The following is a 15,715-nucleotide window of genomic DNA, read 5'->3' on the forward strand; positions in this document are numbered from 1 at the left end:
TTTGGCCAGATGAAGCACGGATCCTGCACTTCATCTGGCCTCAAATACCTCGGGGGAGTCGCGCCTTGCCGCGGCGGGGGCAGCGACCCCTTTTCCCGCGTTTCAGACTTTTACGCGTTCCGATTTGGGATCGTACATCGGTTTCAGTGAGGCTTCTGCCTTGACCTTCACACCGCAGACGTCAATCTCATAGCTTGAGGCAAGCACATCGGCGGCCTTCTCGCCCGCGCAGGGCACATAGCCCAGACCGATGGCTCCGCCCAGCGTATGACCATAGTTACCCGAACTCAGATAACCCACATATTCGCCATCCCGAAGAATGGGTTCATTGTGGAACAGCAGTGGTTCGGGGTCAGTCAGTTTGAACTGGACCAACCGGCTTTGCGGTCCGCGTTCTTTACGGGCAATAACCGCCTCACGACCGATGAAATCACTGCCCTTGTCGGTTTTCACGGCAAAACCCAACCCCGCATCAACTACATGATCCTCACAGGTGATGTCGTGGCCGAAATGGCGGAATCCCTTCTCGATCCGGCAAGAGTCCATCATATGCATCCCGCAGAGTTTCAGACCCATATCTTGCCCGGCCTCGTACAGGGTTTCGAACACGTGGCCCGCCATGTCGGAGGAGACGTAGATCTCCCACCCCAGCTCGCCCACATAGGTGACGCGGTGCGCCCGGGCGAGGCCCATGCCCATCTCGATCTCTTGCGCGGTGCCAAACGGGTTGGCCGCGTTCGAGAAATCGGCGGGCGAGACCTTTTGCAGCAGCGCGCGCGCGTTGGGGCCCATGACGGCCAGAACGCCCTCACCTGCGGTGACATCGGTGATGACAACGTTGAACCCACCCGCGTGGCGATGCATCCATGTTTGATCGGCCAGACGGGTGGCGGCGGGGGTGACCACCAGATAGGCGGTCTCGGTCAGGCGGGTTACGGTCACGTCCGCCTCGATCCCTCCGGTGCGGTTCAGGAACTGGGTGTAGACGATCTTGCCATTGGGCACTGAGTAATCGCCACCTCCAATGTAGTTCATGAACGCCTCGGCATCCGGCCCTTCGACGCGGATTTTGCCGAAGGAGGACATGTCATACATGCCCACATTCTCGCGCACCGCACGGTGTTCAGCGGCGGAGTCTTCGAACCAGTTCTGGCGCTTCCAGCTATAGTGGTACTCGCGTTCCTGACCTGCGTTGGCGAACCAGTTGGCGCGCTCCCACCCGGCCAATTCACCCATGACGGCCCCCTGTTCCAGCAGGTGATGGTGGAACGGAGTGCGCCGCACGCCACGCGCTGTGGCCTTCTGGCGATAGGGGTAGTGGTCGGCGTAAAGCAGGCCCAACGTTTCCTTGGACCGTTCGAACAGATACTTCTTGTTGCCCTGAAACGGCTGCATCCGGCTGATATCCACATCGCCCAGATCAAACGGTTTCTCGCCGCTGTCCATCCACTCGGCCAGCGCCATACCCGCGCCTCCGGCAGATTGGATACCGATCGAGTTGAACCCGGCCGCGACCCAGACATTGTCCATCTCAGGCGCGAGGCCCAGATGATAGGCATCGTCGGGCGTGAAGGATTCCGGCCCGTTGAAGAAGGTATGAATCCCCGCCTCGGCCAGCATCGGCATCCGGTTTACCGCCGCCTCAAGGATCGGCTCGAAGTGGTCGAAATCCTCGGGTAGTTGGTCGAACTCGAAACTGTCGGGGATGCCCTCCATGGCCCATGGCTTCGCGTTGGGTTCAAACGCGCCCAGCAAGATTTTGCCCGCGTCTTCCTTGTAATAGGCGCATTCATCCGGCACGCGCAGAACCGGCAGCTGGGTCAGGCCGTCAATGCCTTCGGTAACGATATAGAAATGCTCACACGCGTGCAGCGGGACGTTCACGCCCGCCATTCGACCGACCTCATGCCCCCACATACCGGCGCAGTTCACCACCATATCGCATTCGATATGACCCGAGGCGCTGCCGTCATCGGCAACCCAGTCGACGCCCGTGACCGTGCGCCCCTGTTTGACGATATCGGTGACTTTCACCCGTTCCCTGACGATCCCGCCGCGTTGCCGCGCGCCCTTGGCCAGCGCCAGTGCAATATTGGCCGGGTCGCCCTGCCCGTCCAGCGGCAGATAGACCGCGCCCTTGACGTCTTCGACATTCAGATGCGGGTACATCTCTTTGACGCGCTCGTTCGAGATTTCTTCGACCTCGACCCCAAAGGCGCGGGCCATGGCGGCCTGACGGTAGATCTCTTCCTTACGCTCCTCGGTCAGCGCCACGGTGATCGAACCGCAGCGTTTGAACCCGGTGGCCACGCCGGTCTCTTCTTCGAGCGAGCCGTACAGTTCCTGCGAATACTTCGCCAGCTTGGTCATGTTCGCCGTCGCCCGCAGCTGCGCGATCAGACCGGCGGCGTGCCATGTGGTCCCGCTGGTCAGCTGCTTACGCTCCAGCAGAACGACATCGCTCCAGCCCTTCTTGGTCAGGTGATACGCGACCGAGCATCCAATGACGCCGCCACCGATGATGACCACTCGGGCCTTGTTGGGAAGATCAACCATCCTGAAATCTCCGCACTGTCAGGTTTGGGCCAAAATGCCACGGAAGATCGACAATAAATGCGCCAAAAGCGTCATAAAATCGGTAATTTTCACCGATGTGCCGCGCGCTTTTCACGACGCAGAACAAAGGGCGTGACGCCGAAAAAGCTTTTGTAAACAGACGAAAACCCGTTCGGGAACCCGCAGGCCAGGCCGATCTCGCGTACGCTCATGGTGGTGTTGAGAAGCAGGTTGTTGGCCTTGGCCAGCCGCATCTCGCGGTAGAACCCGTTGGGGGTGGTGCCGAAGAAAGTCTTGAACTTGCGCTCGAGCGAGCGGTTGGACAGATGCAGTTCCTCGACGATCTGATGGATCGGCAGAGGGTCCTCGATATTGGCCTGCATCAGCTTGATGCACTGGTCCAGCTTGGCATCCCCGGTGGCGGTCAGACGTGTGCCGGAAAACGGCTGCATCGAGGAGAAATCGCGGATGTTTTCGTGCAGCATGATATCAGCCACGGTCATCTTGGCGGGTCCCGAGATGTGACGGCCAATCACCGACAACGCCACATCCGTCGTCGCCTCCATCCCCGCGCAGGTGACGACGGCGCCTTGTTGCGTCGCGATGGAGAGCTTGGCCTCGAACCGGGCACCGCGTTCGCGCAGGAATGAGGCGTTTTCCCAATGGGTCGCCATATCCTCGGTACCGTGTTCGTCGATGTAACGGCTGGCGGCTTCAGCCAGCAAGAATACCTGTGCGCCACGATATGTGTAATCCGAAACCACGCGACCCAGCGAAAGGTCGGGATGGTCAGGGTCGGTATTGCCGATGACAAACAGGTAATCCGCCTTGGGCTGGGTGCTGACAGCCTCGGTCTGGATCATCGCATCGCTGCTGGAATGGATCGCTCCACCCTTCAGGGATTTATACGCATAGGTAAAGGGCGGGTGCGGACAGACGCGATTGGCCAGCCGCAGCACCTCGACCAGCGACGCCAGTTCCAGCAACACATAGCCGGGGGCGACGAGGATATCGAAATGCTGCTGCTGACCCGCCATCGCCCTAGACGATCCGGTGTCGGGCGGCGTGCAGCGCGTGGGCCAGAGCCTCGATATGATCGGGGCCGACCTCGCAGCAGCCACCGACGATGGTGGCACCGTGTTCGACCCAGGACATGGCGAAATCGGCATAGGCTTCGGGGGTCAGATCATGACGTTCTTGCAGCGCATCGACGGTGGGGGCGTCTTCCAAAAACCCTTGTGTGATGCCGGTGAAGCCATTGGCATAGGCCCCGTAAGGGCGGCCCATCGTTTCAAGGATCATCAGTGCGGGCATCACCGATTCCGGGCGGGTGCAGTTGATCAACACCGCTTGCGGCGCGAAGCGATCGACCAGAGGCGCGACTTGCGCCAGATGCTCGCCCGAGCGCAGGCGGGTGCCGTCATTGTCCATCACTGACAGCGCCAGCCAGACGGGTTTGGTTGCGCTTTCCGTCCCGCGCAACGCGCCTTCGGCCTCTTGCAGGGACGAGACGGTTTCCAGCAGGAATAGGTCCACCCGGTCGTTCATCAGACCGACCAGCTCGGCATATTTCAAGGCCGCATCTTCCACATCGGGCTTCAGGTCGGGCCGGTATGAGGCCAGAAGCGGCCCCAGTGCCCCTGCGATCCGCCCGCTCGAGGGCGGCCGCGCGCGTTCTGCCTGTGTCAGCGCCGAGTCGATCAGGGCGGGCAGTTGATCCTCGATCCCTTCGCGCACCAAGCGCGAGCGGTGCACGGCATAGGTATTGGTGGTGGCAACCGTCGCGCCCCGTTGGAAGTAATCCGCGTGGACCTGACCCACCAGGTCGGGTTGGTCGATCATCACGCGCGTTGACCACAAAGGCGTGGGCTTTTCGCCACCGCGCTTGACCAGTTCCTGCCCGATCGAGCCGTCCAACAGGGTGATATCCGCCATAGCCTTACCTTTCCTCAGGGAATGAGAACCAGTTTTCCCGCAAATGCTTTGGACTGAAAGTCCTCTTGCGCTTCGGCGATATCTCTTAGCGGATAGGTTTTTGAGATCAAAGGTTTGATCCGGCCTGCGTTCATAAGTTCGACCAATCGTCCGAAAACCTCGAAGGCCTGATGGGTGCAGCCGTGGATGGTGATGTCGCGCAAATAGATATCGCGCAGATCGGCCTGAACGATGGGGCCGGCGATGGCACCAGATACCGCATACTGCCCGCCGGGTTTCAGCGACAGGATCAGGTTGGGCCACGCGGGACCGCCGACGATGTCGATCACCACATCGAACATGTCTTTCGGCAAGGGCGCGTTACGGTCAAACGTATCCGTTGCCCCTTGATCTTTGACCACATCGGCTTTGGCTCGGCTGGTGACACCCCACACGGTCGCTCCGCGTAGCCGGGCAAGTTGCACAGCAGCCAGACCGACCCCGCCCGAAGCTCCGGTGATTAAAACCTTGTGGCCTGCAGTCACGCCTGCGCGGGTCAGCAGGTTTTCCGCCGTGCCAAAAGCGCAGGGGATGGCAGCGATCTCGGCATCAGATAGCGGTGAGGCCGAGACGTCATACAGGTCCGACGCCTCGACCAGACAATATTGCGCGAAGGCCCCGTCGATCTCAGACCCCAAAGCGATGAACCCGGTCGGGTCGCCGGGGCGTGGGCGCGGTAGGTTGATCGGGCAGGTGACGCGCTGACCGAGTTGGAACGCAGTCTCGGGTCCGGCAAGTTCAACGATGCCGCACAGATCGCCGCCCTGAATGCGCGGGAAGTGTAACGCACCGCCCCAGCCACCTGCGTCGACCTTTTGATCGACCGCATCGGTCGCGCCAGTCACATCTGACGAATACCAACCGACGCGTGTATTGATATCCGTGTTGTTCACACCCGCAGCCGCAACCCGAACCAGCACCTGACCGGGTCCGGGTTGCGGCACGGGAATATCCGCACGCCACTCCAGCGCCTCTGGCCCGCCATGACGGGTCAGATAGACGCCCTGCATGACGCGCGGAACAGCCATGGATCAGGCCCGCAGCCGGTCGTTGGCCGGATCCCAGAGAGGTTGGTCTTCTTGCACCACGGCGGGATATTTCTGGCCGTAGATCTCGACCTCCAACGCGGTGCCCGGATTTGCCAGTTCCGACTTGATCATGCCCAGCGCGATGGATTTGCCGACGCGATAGCCCCATGCGCCCGATGTGGTTTCACCTACGATCTGATCGCCTTGCCAGATGCAGGACATATAGGGCGCGTCGCAGTCACCGGCCTCGACCGTCAGGGTGACAAAAGACTTCTTCACCCCCTGCTGCTTTTCGTTCAGGATCGCGGCCTTGCCCGGGAAGTCCTGCGGCTTGTCCAGCTTGACGAACCGCCCCAGCCCGCCTTCCAGCAGAGAGTAATCGGTCGACAGGTCGCCCTTCCACGCGCGGTAGCCTTTTTCGATCCGCAGCGAGTTCAGCGCATACATGCCAAACGGCGTGGCACCAGCCTCAAGGATCGCGTCATAGATCGCAGGCATGTCGTCGTTCAGAGCGTGAACTTCCCAACCCAGTTCGCCAGCAAAGGATACGCGGATCAGATAGGCGGGTTTCTCTGCCACAGTGGCGGCCTGATGGGTCAGCCAGCCCAGCGACAGGTCGGCATCGGTCAGACCCGACAGGATCTCACGCGATTTTGGGCCGGTGACGATCAGCGTGTCGCGTGTGGTGGTAACATCCTCGACACTGACACCCGAGGGCATCGCATTCACCAGAATGTCCCGGTCATGCCATTGCGCCGTTGCGGCGGTGATCATGACAAACTCATCTTCGCCCAGACGCAAGCAGGACATCTCGGTCAGGATGCGGCCCCGGTCGTCGGCGATATAGACCAGATTGATCCGGCCCACCTTGGGCAGACCACCCGTCACCAGCCCACGCAGCGCCTCGGCCGCGCCTTCTCCCTTAACCATGAAGCGCGAGAAACCCGGCAAGTCCAGCACGCCGCAATGGTCGCGCACGGCCTCGCATTCTTCTTTGATCCGCTGCTCCCACGGGCCAGAGCGACCCCATGTATGCGTCGCATCCAGGGAGGTATCGTCGCCCGGCTTGGCGAACCAATTGGCGCGTTCCCAGCCGTTATAGGCTCCCATAACGCCGCCCAGTTCCTTGATCTTGTCATGAACCGGAGACAGCTTCTTGTCGCGCGCCGCAGGCCATTCATGATGCGGGAAGTGCATGGCGTATTCGTTGCCATAGACCTCCATGCCCTTCTGGTTGCAATAGTCTTGATCGGTGTAGTCGGTGTAGCGGCGCGGATCGACGGCCCACATATCCCATTCGGTCGCGCCATCGACGATCCATTCGGCAAGCACCTTGCCAGCGCCACCGCCCTGCGCGATGCCGAAGGTGAAGGTGTGCGCCTCGAATGCGTTTCGAACACCGGGCATCGGCCCGATAAGGGGAAGCCCGTCGGGCGCGTAAGGGATCGGGCCATTGATGACACGTCCAACGCCCGAGGTTGCCATCAGCGGCACCCGCTCCATCGCGTCGGTGACGATGTCTTCGATGCGGTCCAGATCATCGTTCCACAGCTGAAAGCTGAAATCCTCCGGCATCGGGTCGTCTTCGGTCATCCAATGGCCCTTGCAGTTGGGCTCATAGGGGCCAAGATTGAAGCCGTTTTTCTCCTGCCGCAGGTAGTACGAGATATCCACGTCGCGCAGCAGCGGCAGTTTGCCGCCGTTTTCCTTTGACCACGCTTCCACCTCGGGGATTTCATCGGTCAGCAGGTATTGGTGGCTCATGACCATCGCAGGCACCGTGCGCCCGCCAAAGGGTTTGAACCATTCGCCCACGCGCTGCGCATAGTACCCAGCGGCGTTGACCACGTAGTCGCAGGCAATATCGCCCTTATCGGTATGCACAGTCCAGGTGCCATCGTCATGCTGAGTCACGCCGGTCGCCGGGCAGAAACGGATGATCTTTTGCCCCATATCCCGCGCGCCTTTAGCCAGCGCCTGAGTCAGCTGCGCCGGATCGATGTCGCCGTCGGTCGGATCGTACAGAACGCCCTCAAGATCATGGGTTTCAAGGAAGGGATAGCGCTCTTTGGCCTCTTCCGCGGTCCACATCTCCATCGGGATGCCTTGATAGCGACCCATGGACAGGGCGCGTTCGAACTCCTGCATCCGTTCCTTGCTGTGCGCCAGACGGATCGAGCCCGAGACGTGGTAGTTCATCGGGTAATCAACCTCATCTGCCAGCCGCGAATACAGCTCGGTCGAATAGCGTTGCATGTTCATGATCGCCCACGAGGTCGAGAATGTCGGCACATTGCCCGCCGCGTGCCAGGTGGACCCGGCCGTCAACTCGTTCTTTTCCAGCAGAACGCAGTCGGTCCAGCCCTTCTTGGCCAGATGATAAAGCGATGAACAGCCGACGACGCCGCCGCCGATGATGACCACACGGGCCTTGGTTGGAAAATCACTCATGGTTTTGCTTCCCTGTTAGTATGCCCGCTGGGGCAGATCGTCCTGAATGTCGTAGTAGTCGCCCTTGTCGGCGACGAAGATATGTTGGGCGAGTTTCAGCCCGGTGGGCTCGTCCAGAGACCCCACCGAAACCGCAATCGTGTCCTCATCATTGTGCTGCCAAAACAGGAACGAGCCGCAGGCGCTGCAAAAGCCGCGCTTGGCGATGTCCGAGGCGCGATACCAACCCAGCGTCTCACTGGAGGTAAAGCTGAGGTTGTCTTCATGCGTCTCGCAGGAGGCCCACAGATGACCCGATTGCCTGCGGCATTGGCCGCAATGGCAGGCGTTGGGTGCGGCGAGGTCTCCGTCAATGGTGAAGGCGACCTTGCCGCAGAGGCAGGAACCGGTGTGCATGTCTTTACCCCCTTGCTGTAGGCGTTGCGCTGGTACCCAGCAACACGCCGTAGATGATGAAACAGGTCGCCATCACGCGGCGGACCCAGACGTTGAACACAGCACCCAGCGCAGCCTTGCCCATCAGCGCACCCAGCAGGGTGAACCCCGTGTAGCTGAGCGTTGTGATGACCAGCGCGGTGGGCATGATCACCCCCATCTGCTGCCAAACCGGCACGTCGGGTTGAACGAATTGCGAAAACGCCGCCAGATACCCGGCCACGCTTTTGGGGTTGATCGTCGCCACCGCCAGTGCGTGCAGATAGACGTGGCGCGCGGGTCGCTCGGACGCAGGCGCGGGTTTGCTGGCATTGATCCAGCCTCGGATGCCCATCCAGATCAGGAACCCCGCGCCGATCAGCTTAGCAATGAAAAACCCGGTGGGTGAGGCCGCGATCAGCGCCGTTACGCCCAGCGCGGACAGGATCAGAAAGGCGCTGGCCTGTGTCAGGATCGCCAGCACGCCCAACATCGCCTTGGCAAAGGGCAGGCTCATTCCGTTTGAGATGCAATTGACCGCATTCGGCCCCGGTGTGGTGACGAACACCACCCAGAACAGAGCGAATATGGTCCAGGCCTCGAAGCTCATTCAATACACCGGCGGGGCGATGACCCAGATGGCCACGGCGGGCTCATCATAGGGGTTCGCCCAGTGATAGGGTTCGTGTTTGATACGGAAACTGTCGCCCGGCCCGACCGAGAACTGCCGCCCGCCAATCGTCAGGTCCAGCCGCCCCGAGATCATATAGCCGACCTCTTGCGTCGGACGGTCGGCGGGGGTCTGCATCTGCGAGCGGGGCTCGAAGGTGGAGTGCACCATCTCGAAATCGTCGGTCAGATCGGGTGAGAGCAACTCCTCGATCAGTCCTTCCTCACCCGATCCCATTGGACGGCGTGAGCCCGCGCGAACCACATAACCCTGTTCATCTGCCGGGGCGGCAGAATGGGCAAACAGCATCGACATGGGCACGCCCAGACAATCGGCCATCTGCCGCAAGTCCGAGATGGACGGATCGGACTTATCCCGCTCGACCTGGCTCAGCCACCCGACCGAGCGGTTCAGCTTTGCCGCAATCTCGCTCAGCGTCAGCCCGCGCGCTTTGCGCAGGGCGCGGATATCAGCACCAAGGGTCGCGCTTTGGGGGGCCTGCGAGTTCAATTACCGCTCCGTTTTGTCGTGAAATTTCATCCCTGTTTTTCACGATGGCGCGAATCGATGAAAAAACCAAGCGTTTTTTCACTTGGGCCACGCGGCCGCGTTCGGTATCGGTCATGCATGTGGATTGCAGTGATGTATCTTTGGGCGATCAATACCCTGACCCTGCTGGCTTTTGGCTGGGACAAACTTCGCGCGCGGCGGCGCAAGCGCCGGGTGCCGGAACGTCGTCTGCTATGGCTGGCTGCGCTGGGTGGCAGCCCCGGAGCCATAGTCGGGCGGTGGATATTCCGCCACAAGACCCGCAAACGGGGATTTTCGAGATGGTTATTTGCAATCCTGATCGGTCAGGCCGCTGCTTGCTATGCTGCCTTCACCTTTCTGCCCCCGCTGCTGGGCTAACCGACCTCAGCGTGCGAACACATCGCGGAGGATAGAGGCAAGCCCATCGGCATCTGCCTGAGTAAACGCATCGGGCAGATCGCTGTCGATATCAAACACAGCGATCACCTCACCCTGCGCGTCAAAGACCGGCAGCACCAGTTCCGACCGGGTTGAGGACGCACAGGCGATATGGCCGGGAAATGCGTCCACGTCAGCCACAAGCTGCACCTCTTGGGTCCGGGCCGCTGCGCCACAAACGCCACGGCTAAAGGGGATGACAAGACAACCGTGGCCACCTTGGTAGGGACCAATCTTAAGCAGGTCGGGCTCGGTCACCCGATAAAACCCGGTCCAGTTAAAGCGATCATCGCTGTGATGCACCTCGCAGGTGACGGTCGCCATCAGAGCGACCTTATCTGTTTCACCCTCGGTCAGAGCGGCAATGGCTTTAGCAAGCTGCGCATAGTCGACGGTCATGGTCACTGGTCCGGATCAATTTGCTTTGTGCAGCGACCTATGCCGAAAACGCCAAAGCGTCAAACCCGTTCGATTGCGATCGCCGTCCCTTCACCGCCACCAATGCAGATGGCCGCCACACCCCGTTTGAGGTTCCGCTTTTCCAACGCATTCAAAAGCGTGACCATGATCCGTGCGCCCGAAGCGCCGATTGGGTGCCCTAGCGCACAGGCCCCTCCGTTGACATTGACGATGTCACGGGGCAGGCCCATCTCGCGCATGAAGGCCATGGGGACGACCGCAAAGGCTTCGTTGACTTCCCACAGATCCACATCGTCCTTGGACCACCCGATTTTAGTCAGCAAGGACTGCGCCGCAGGAACCGGAGCAGTAGTGAACAAACCCGGTGCCTGAGCAAAGCTGGCATGGCCAAGAATGCGCGCGCGTATGGTAAGCCCGCGGGCCTCGGCAGCATCGGTCGACGCCAGAACCAGAGCCGCAGCACCGTCCGAGATAGAGGAGGAGTTGGCTGCCGTTACCGTCCCGTCTTTGCGAAATGCTGGTTTCAGCGTCGGAATTTTTTCGGGACGCGCCGATTGCGGTTGTTCATCAGCCGAATGAGTGATCTCTCCCTTACGAGAGCGGGTCACCACAGGTGTGATCTCTGCATCAAAGGCACCGGTTTCCTGCGCGGACAGCGCGTTGGACAACGAACGCAAGGCGTATTCATCCTGCTCTTCACGTGTGAACTGATAAGCCTCGGCACAATCCTCGGCGAAGGTTCCCATCAAACGGCCTTTGTCATAGGCATCCTCGAGCCCATCCAGAAACATGTGGTCTACGACCTGCCCATGACCAATCCGAGCACCGCCACGCATCTTGGGCAGCAGATAAGGTGCGTTCGTCATACTCTCCATCCCGCCGGCAATCATCGTGTCGGAATGACCCAAGGCGATTTGGTCGTACGCAATCATCGCAGCCTTCATGCCCGACCCGCACATCTTGTTCAGTGTGGTGGCGGGAACGTCCTCGCCAAGCCCGGCAGCAAAGCCCGCCTGCCGCGCGGGCGCCTGACCCTGACCGGCCGGCAAAACGCAGCCCATCAAAACCTCGTCCACTGTGTCGGCCTGTGCACCATCAAGCGCCGCACGGATTGCGGCCCCACCTAGTTCGGCAGCGGTGACCCCGTCGAACATCCCCTGAAATCCACCCATCGGAGTGCGTGCAGCCCCTGCGATCACGACCTGTTTCATACGGATGCTCCTCTCAACTTCCCTACCTATGGATACCGAATGGTAAGATTTGCCGTCTAGCGTATTTCTACCATTTATTTTCAGATTGAAGGATAGTCGCGTATGAGCCTGACCAGCAAAACGACTGACACAACGCAGGTCATTACGGTCCATTCCGACCGGATTGATGCCGCGATGGCCATCCAGTTCAAAGAAGACATGCGAAGCACGGCACAAGGCGGGGCGCCACGGGTCGTCCTGGATTTGACGGATGTGGAATTCATTGATTCCAGCGGGCTTGGGGCCATCGTGGCATCGATGAAGCAACTCGGCAGCGAAAGACGCCTGGATTTGGCCGGGCTGCACCCGTTTGTCGAAAAGGTGTTTCGGCTAACGCGCATGGATACGGTGTTCAAGCTGTACCCGACATTGGACGATGCGCTGACGGCTGCGGCGGACTGACGGATCTGAATGGGCGCAATGGCCATGTGTAACGAAAATTGCATGGATTTGAGCTTTGTCGCGACCGAGGCTGAAGCCAGCACTGGCATCGCCAGGATTAGCACCTGCCTAGAAGTTCAGGGCCTGCCGCAACACAAAGCTGCCGACGTCAAGATAGCGCTGGCCGAGGCGATCAATAATGTCGTTGAACACGCATATGCGGGAATTACACCGGCAAAGGTTAAGGTCAGATGCCGATTGCACGAAAACTGGCTTGAGATCCTGATCTCGGACACAGGCAACCCACTGCCGGGGTTTCGCGTACCTGACGGGGTCCCTGCCCCGCTTGGCTCCTCGCTGGATGATCTGCCCGAAGGTGGGTTTGGCTGGTTTCTGATCCATGAATTGACCAGCGAAATCCGTTATGAACACGCGAACGGCTGCAATCGTCTATCCCTGCGCTTTGACTTTCCACGCTTGGGCTAGACCGAAAATGTCACAATAACGCCCAGATCAGACCATTGTCGCGCCGCAAACAAAGAGCAAAAGTTAACTCGTAGCTCAGATAGCTTCCCTCGGCGCCTAGTGTCACAGCCCCCACCCAGTGAACGGCGCCGAGGAACTTCCCCTTGATTTGACTGGACAATACCAACCCGCGCGATACGTTCGGCGCGTTCAGTCACGGGAGCATCACTATGCGCGATTTCCATACACCGGGCCGGTCACAGGTTCTGGCGACCGAAGGCATGTGTGCCACGTCACATCCTTTGGCGGCTCAGGTTGCGTTGCAAATTCTGCAGCAGGGCGGCAATGCGATGGACGCCGCGATCGCAGGAGCGGTCTTGTTGGGAATTTGCGAGCCGCAAATGACCGGTATCGGCGGCGATTGCTTTGTACTTTTCAATCGTGCGGGCGAAAACAAAGTTCTGGCTCTTAACGGATCAGGTCGCGCGCCTGCTTCGGCCAAAGCGCAAGACCTGCGCGCCAAGGGTTTGGAGACTGTCCCCTTGAACACGCCCGAAGCTGTGACAATCCCCGGTGCGGTGGATGCATTTTGCCATTTGGCTGATACCGAGGGAAAACTCGGGCTTGAAACCATTCTTCAACCCGCCGTTCATTATGCCGAAATCGGGGTTCCGGTCGCGCCGCGGGTGGCATTTGACTGGATATCGGGCGCATCCAACCTGCAAGGCGCCGCACGAGACCACTATCTGTTCAACGGGGCCGCACCCAAAATCGGGCAGGTTTTTCGCGCGCCCGGTCAGGCCCAGGTGCTGCGGCAGATTGCCAAATACGGCAGGGATGCGTTTTACACCGGGGACATCGCGCTGGACATGATCGATGCCCTGACAAGCCGCGGCGGCGTACATACAGAAGCGGACTTCGCCTCGACCGCCTTTTCCAAGACGAAACCGGTGAGCGGCCGGTACCATGACACCGAACTGTTCGAACATCCGCCCAACGGTCAGGGGGCCACGGCGATTCTTCTGCTTAATATTCTGAAGAACTTTGATCTGTCTGGTATGGACCCGTTCGGGGTCGAGCGTATTCATATTGAGGCTGAAGCCTCAAAATTGGCCTATGACGCCCGCAACCGGTTCATTGCTGACCCCGATCATATGGCACAGGCTCAGAAGTTCACTGATCAGGGTATTGCCGACAGCTTAGCCGCGTTAATCGACCCCAATCGCGCGATGCCCGCTGCTGCACCGGTCACTGAAGCAATTCACAAAGATACGATCTATATCACCGTCGTCGATCGCGACCGGATGGCAGTGTCACTGATCTATTCGATCTTCCACAGTTTTGGCTCGGGCATCGCATCCGAAAAATATGGGATTTTGCTGCAAAACCGCGGCGCTGGGTTCACGCTGCAACAGGGCCACCCCAACGAAATGGGCGGCGGCAAACGCCCGATGCATACCATCATTCCAGGCATGGTCATGCAGGACAACCGGATCACCATGCCCTTCGGCGTGATGGGCGGAGCGTTCCAGCCAACCGGCCATGCGCGCCTGTTGTCGAACCTCACCGATCACGGTTTGGACCTTCAGGCCAGCATCGACGCGCCACGCGCATTCGCTGATGGGGGTGTACTGAAACTCGAGCGCGGAATTCCGCGCAAGGTGGCTGAACAATTAGGCGATATGGGTCACAAAGTTGAAATTCCGGAAACCCCGCTCGGCGGCGCCCAGGCAATCCTCATCAAAGAGGACGGTGTGCTTGAAGGCGCAAGCGATCCCAGAAAAGACGGTTGCGCGCTTGGCTACTGACCAAGCGCCGGCTGCCCCGTTGTCAGTTCAGGTGAAAGTGCAAAGGGTACGCACCGTTTTCGAACGGACCGAACATGTCGGGAATATCGGGATGTTCCACCGGTTCGCCCGACTGGTCAGCAACCAGATTTTGTTCAGAAACATAAGCAACATAGAAGGATTGGTCGTTTTCGGCCAGCAAATGATAGAACGGTTGTTCCCTGAGCGGACGACTGTCTTCCGGTATCGCTTGATACCATTCTTCCGTGTTCGAGAATTCCGGATCCACATCAAAAATGACCCCTCGGAAGGGATGTTTCTTGTGGCGAACCACCTGACCCAGACGGTACTTGGCGTTTGTCTTCAGCATATCTTCAGCCCCCAAAGGTCTTACTACTCTTTTATGCGCTGAAATGCCAATCAATGATCGGAAATTAAGGGAAACAGTCTGTGAACCTCTTACTGACAGTGTTTGAAATCGTTGCTCCGGTCTTTCTTTTGGCCGGAATCGGTTATGCGTGGGTCAGGTTCGGATTCGAATACCGACTGGAATTCGTGACTCGTTTGGCGGTCACGCTTGCAGTACCCAGCCTTATTTTTGTTGCCCTTATGCAAACTGAGATTCCCGCAGGCGAGCTGACGCGGTTCACACTGGCGGCCATTGTTGGCCATCTGGTACTTGCTGTCGCATTCGGTTTATTTGTGCGGTTTTCCGGGCTGGATCGCAGAACCTACCTTGCACCGCTCATCTTTGGAAACACGGGCAATTTGGGGCTACCGCTTTGCATTTTTGCCTTTGGCCAGGCCGGGCTTGGATTTGCCGTGATCTTTCTGGCCGTCACTGCACTTTTCTCTTTTACATACGGGATTTATCTGGTTGCTGGCAAAGGCGCGTTTGGCAAAGTAGCACGCGAACCGATGGTATGGGCCACTTTGCTAGGCGCGCTATTTCTGTGGCGCGGGTGGGAAACGCCACTGTTCCTGACCAATACACTGGATCTGTTGGGGCAAATGGCTATTCCAATGATGCTGATCACTGTCGGCGTCGCAATAGCGCGCCTGACCACCCGGAAACTGGGGCAGGCTATCTGGCTTTCAGCGTTGAAACTGGCGGTCTGTTTCGCGCTTGGCTGGGGTATCGCACTGGCGTTCAGTTTGGATTCGGTCGCATTCGGGGTTCTGGTGCTGCAAATGTGCGCGCCTGTGGCCGTGACCTCTTACTTGCTGGCCGAACGCTTCGAAGCCGACGCGGACGCAGTAGCGGGTATGGTTATGGTCTCGACTGTGTTGTCGGTGGGCGCAATGCCTATAATTCTAGCTATTGTGCTGTAGCGATTGTGATTTCCTAAA

16 protein-coding genes are annotated in these 15,715 nt (G+C 59.3%); 5 read left to right on the forward strand and 11 right to left on the reverse strand.

Annotation, left to right across the window (positions count from 1 at the left end; all coding sequences use genetic code 11):
- Positions 1–102: 102 nt before the first annotated feature.
- The 8 genes from ACR0DX_RS12995 to ACR0DX_RS13030 all read right to left on the reverse strand — a co-directional run bounded on the left by ACR0DX_RS12995 (position 103) and on the right by ACR0DX_RS13030 (position 9,603).
- A complete protein-coding gene (locus ACR0DX_RS12995) occupies positions 103–2,556 on the reverse strand; it encodes a GcvT family protein (RefSeq protein WP_170355361.1) in 2,454 nt (817 codons plus the stop codon).
- Between the two features lie 89 nt (positions 2,557–2,645).
- A complete protein-coding gene (locus ACR0DX_RS13000; RefSeq protein ID WP_170355362.1) occupies positions 2,646–3,593 on the reverse strand; it encodes a helix-turn-helix domain-containing protein in 948 nt (315 codons plus the stop codon).
- 4 nt (positions 3,594–3,597) lie between these two features.
- On the reverse strand, positions 3,598–4,491 hold the full coding sequence (locus ACR0DX_RS13005) for a homocysteine S-methyltransferase family protein (protein ID WP_170355363.1): 894 nt from the start codon (positions 4,489–4,491) through the stop codon (positions 3,598–3,600).
- Positions 4,492–4,505: 14 nt separating this feature from the next.
- On the reverse strand, positions 4,506–5,558 hold the full coding sequence (locus ACR0DX_RS13010; RefSeq protein WP_170355364.1) for an alcohol dehydrogenase family protein: 1,053 nt from the start codon (positions 5,556–5,558) through the stop codon (positions 4,506–4,508).
- A gap of 3 nt (positions 5,559–5,561) precedes the next feature.
- A complete protein-coding gene (locus tag ACR0DX_RS13015; protein ID WP_170355365.1) occupies positions 5,562–8,009 on the reverse strand; it encodes a GcvT family protein in 2,448 nt (815 codons plus the stop codon).
- A gap of 15 nt (positions 8,010–8,024) precedes the next feature.
- Positions 8,025–8,405 (reverse strand): GFA family protein, encoded by a 381-nt coding sequence (locus tag ACR0DX_RS13020; RefSeq protein ID WP_170355366.1) that lies wholly within the window; start codon positions 8,403–8,405, stop codon positions 8,025–8,027.
- A 4-nt stretch (positions 8,406–8,409) separates the two neighbouring features.
- The gene (locus tag ACR0DX_RS13025) at positions 8,410–9,033 is read right to left on the reverse strand and encodes a LysE family translocator (protein WP_170355367.1); all 624 of its coding nucleotides are present in this window, start codon (positions 9,031–9,033) and stop codon (positions 8,410–8,412) included.
- Complete coding sequence (locus ACR0DX_RS13030; protein WP_170355368.1) at positions 9,034–9,603, reverse strand: XRE family transcriptional regulator; 570 nt, start codon at positions 9,601–9,603, stop codon at positions 9,034–9,036.
- Positions 9,604–9,660: 57 nt separating this feature from the next.
- Here ACR0DX_RS13030 and ACR0DX_RS13035 point away from each other — a divergent pair, with 57 nt between their 5' ends.
- Positions 9,661–10,002 (forward strand): DUF1294 domain-containing protein, encoded by a 342-nt coding sequence (locus ACR0DX_RS13035; RefSeq protein ID WP_353394021.1) that lies wholly within the window; start codon positions 9,661–9,663, stop codon positions 10,000–10,002.
- 6 nt (positions 10,003–10,008) lie between these two features.
- On the opposite strand, the gene ACR0DX_RS13040 is transcribed toward ACR0DX_RS13035, so the two are convergent.
- Both ACR0DX_RS13040 and ACR0DX_RS13045 read right to left on the reverse strand, forming a co-directional pair.
- Entirely contained in the window at positions 10,009–10,461 is a 453-nt protein-coding gene (locus tag ACR0DX_RS13040) for a GAF domain-containing protein (protein ID WP_170355369.1), read from the reverse strand.
- A gap of 59 nt (positions 10,462–10,520) precedes the next feature.
- Positions 10,521–11,693, reverse strand: coding sequence for an acetyl-CoA C-acyltransferase (locus tag ACR0DX_RS13045; RefSeq protein WP_170355370.1), 1,173 nt, complete (start codon positions 11,691–11,693; stop codon positions 10,521–10,523).
- Between the two features lie 102 nt (positions 11,694–11,795).
- Between ACR0DX_RS13045 and ACR0DX_RS13050 the strand changes: the two genes are divergently transcribed.
- From ACR0DX_RS13050 to ACR0DX_RS13060, 3 genes are all read left to right on the forward strand, one after another.
- Positions 11,796–12,134, forward strand: coding sequence for an STAS domain-containing protein (locus ACR0DX_RS13050; protein WP_170527408.1), 339 nt, complete (start codon positions 11,796–11,798; stop codon positions 12,132–12,134).
- Positions 12,135–12,158: 24 nt separating this feature from the next.
- Positions 12,159–12,599, forward strand: coding sequence for an ATP-binding protein (locus tag ACR0DX_RS13055; RefSeq protein WP_480846371.1), 441 nt, complete (start codon positions 12,159–12,161; stop codon positions 12,597–12,599).
- A 209-nt stretch (positions 12,600–12,808) separates the two neighbouring features.
- Positions 12,809–14,386 carry a gamma-glutamyltransferase family protein gene (locus tag ACR0DX_RS13060; RefSeq protein ID WP_170355373.1) on the forward strand — a complete coding sequence of 526 codons (1,578 nt, stop codon included), beginning with the start codon at positions 12,809–12,811 and terminating at the stop codon, positions 14,384–14,386.
- A 22-nt stretch (positions 14,387–14,408) separates the two neighbouring features.
- Here the strand turns inward: ACR0DX_RS13060 and hspQ are convergent, their stop codons facing one another.
- A complete protein-coding gene (gene hspQ, locus ACR0DX_RS13065) occupies positions 14,409–14,735 on the reverse strand; it encodes a heat shock protein HspQ (RefSeq protein WP_170355374.1) in 327 nt (108 codons plus the stop codon).
- An 80-nt stretch (positions 14,736–14,815) separates the two neighbouring features.
- On the opposite strand from hspQ, the gene ACR0DX_RS13070 reads away from it, so the two are divergent.
- Positions 14,816–15,697 carry an AEC family transporter gene (locus ACR0DX_RS13070; RefSeq protein ID WP_170355375.1) on the forward strand — a complete coding sequence of 294 codons (882 nt, stop codon included), beginning with the start codon at positions 14,816–14,818 and terminating at the stop codon, positions 15,695–15,697.
- Positions 15,698–15,715: the final 18 nt, after the last annotated feature.

The organism is Ruegeria sp. D3, from assembly GCF_056534465.1.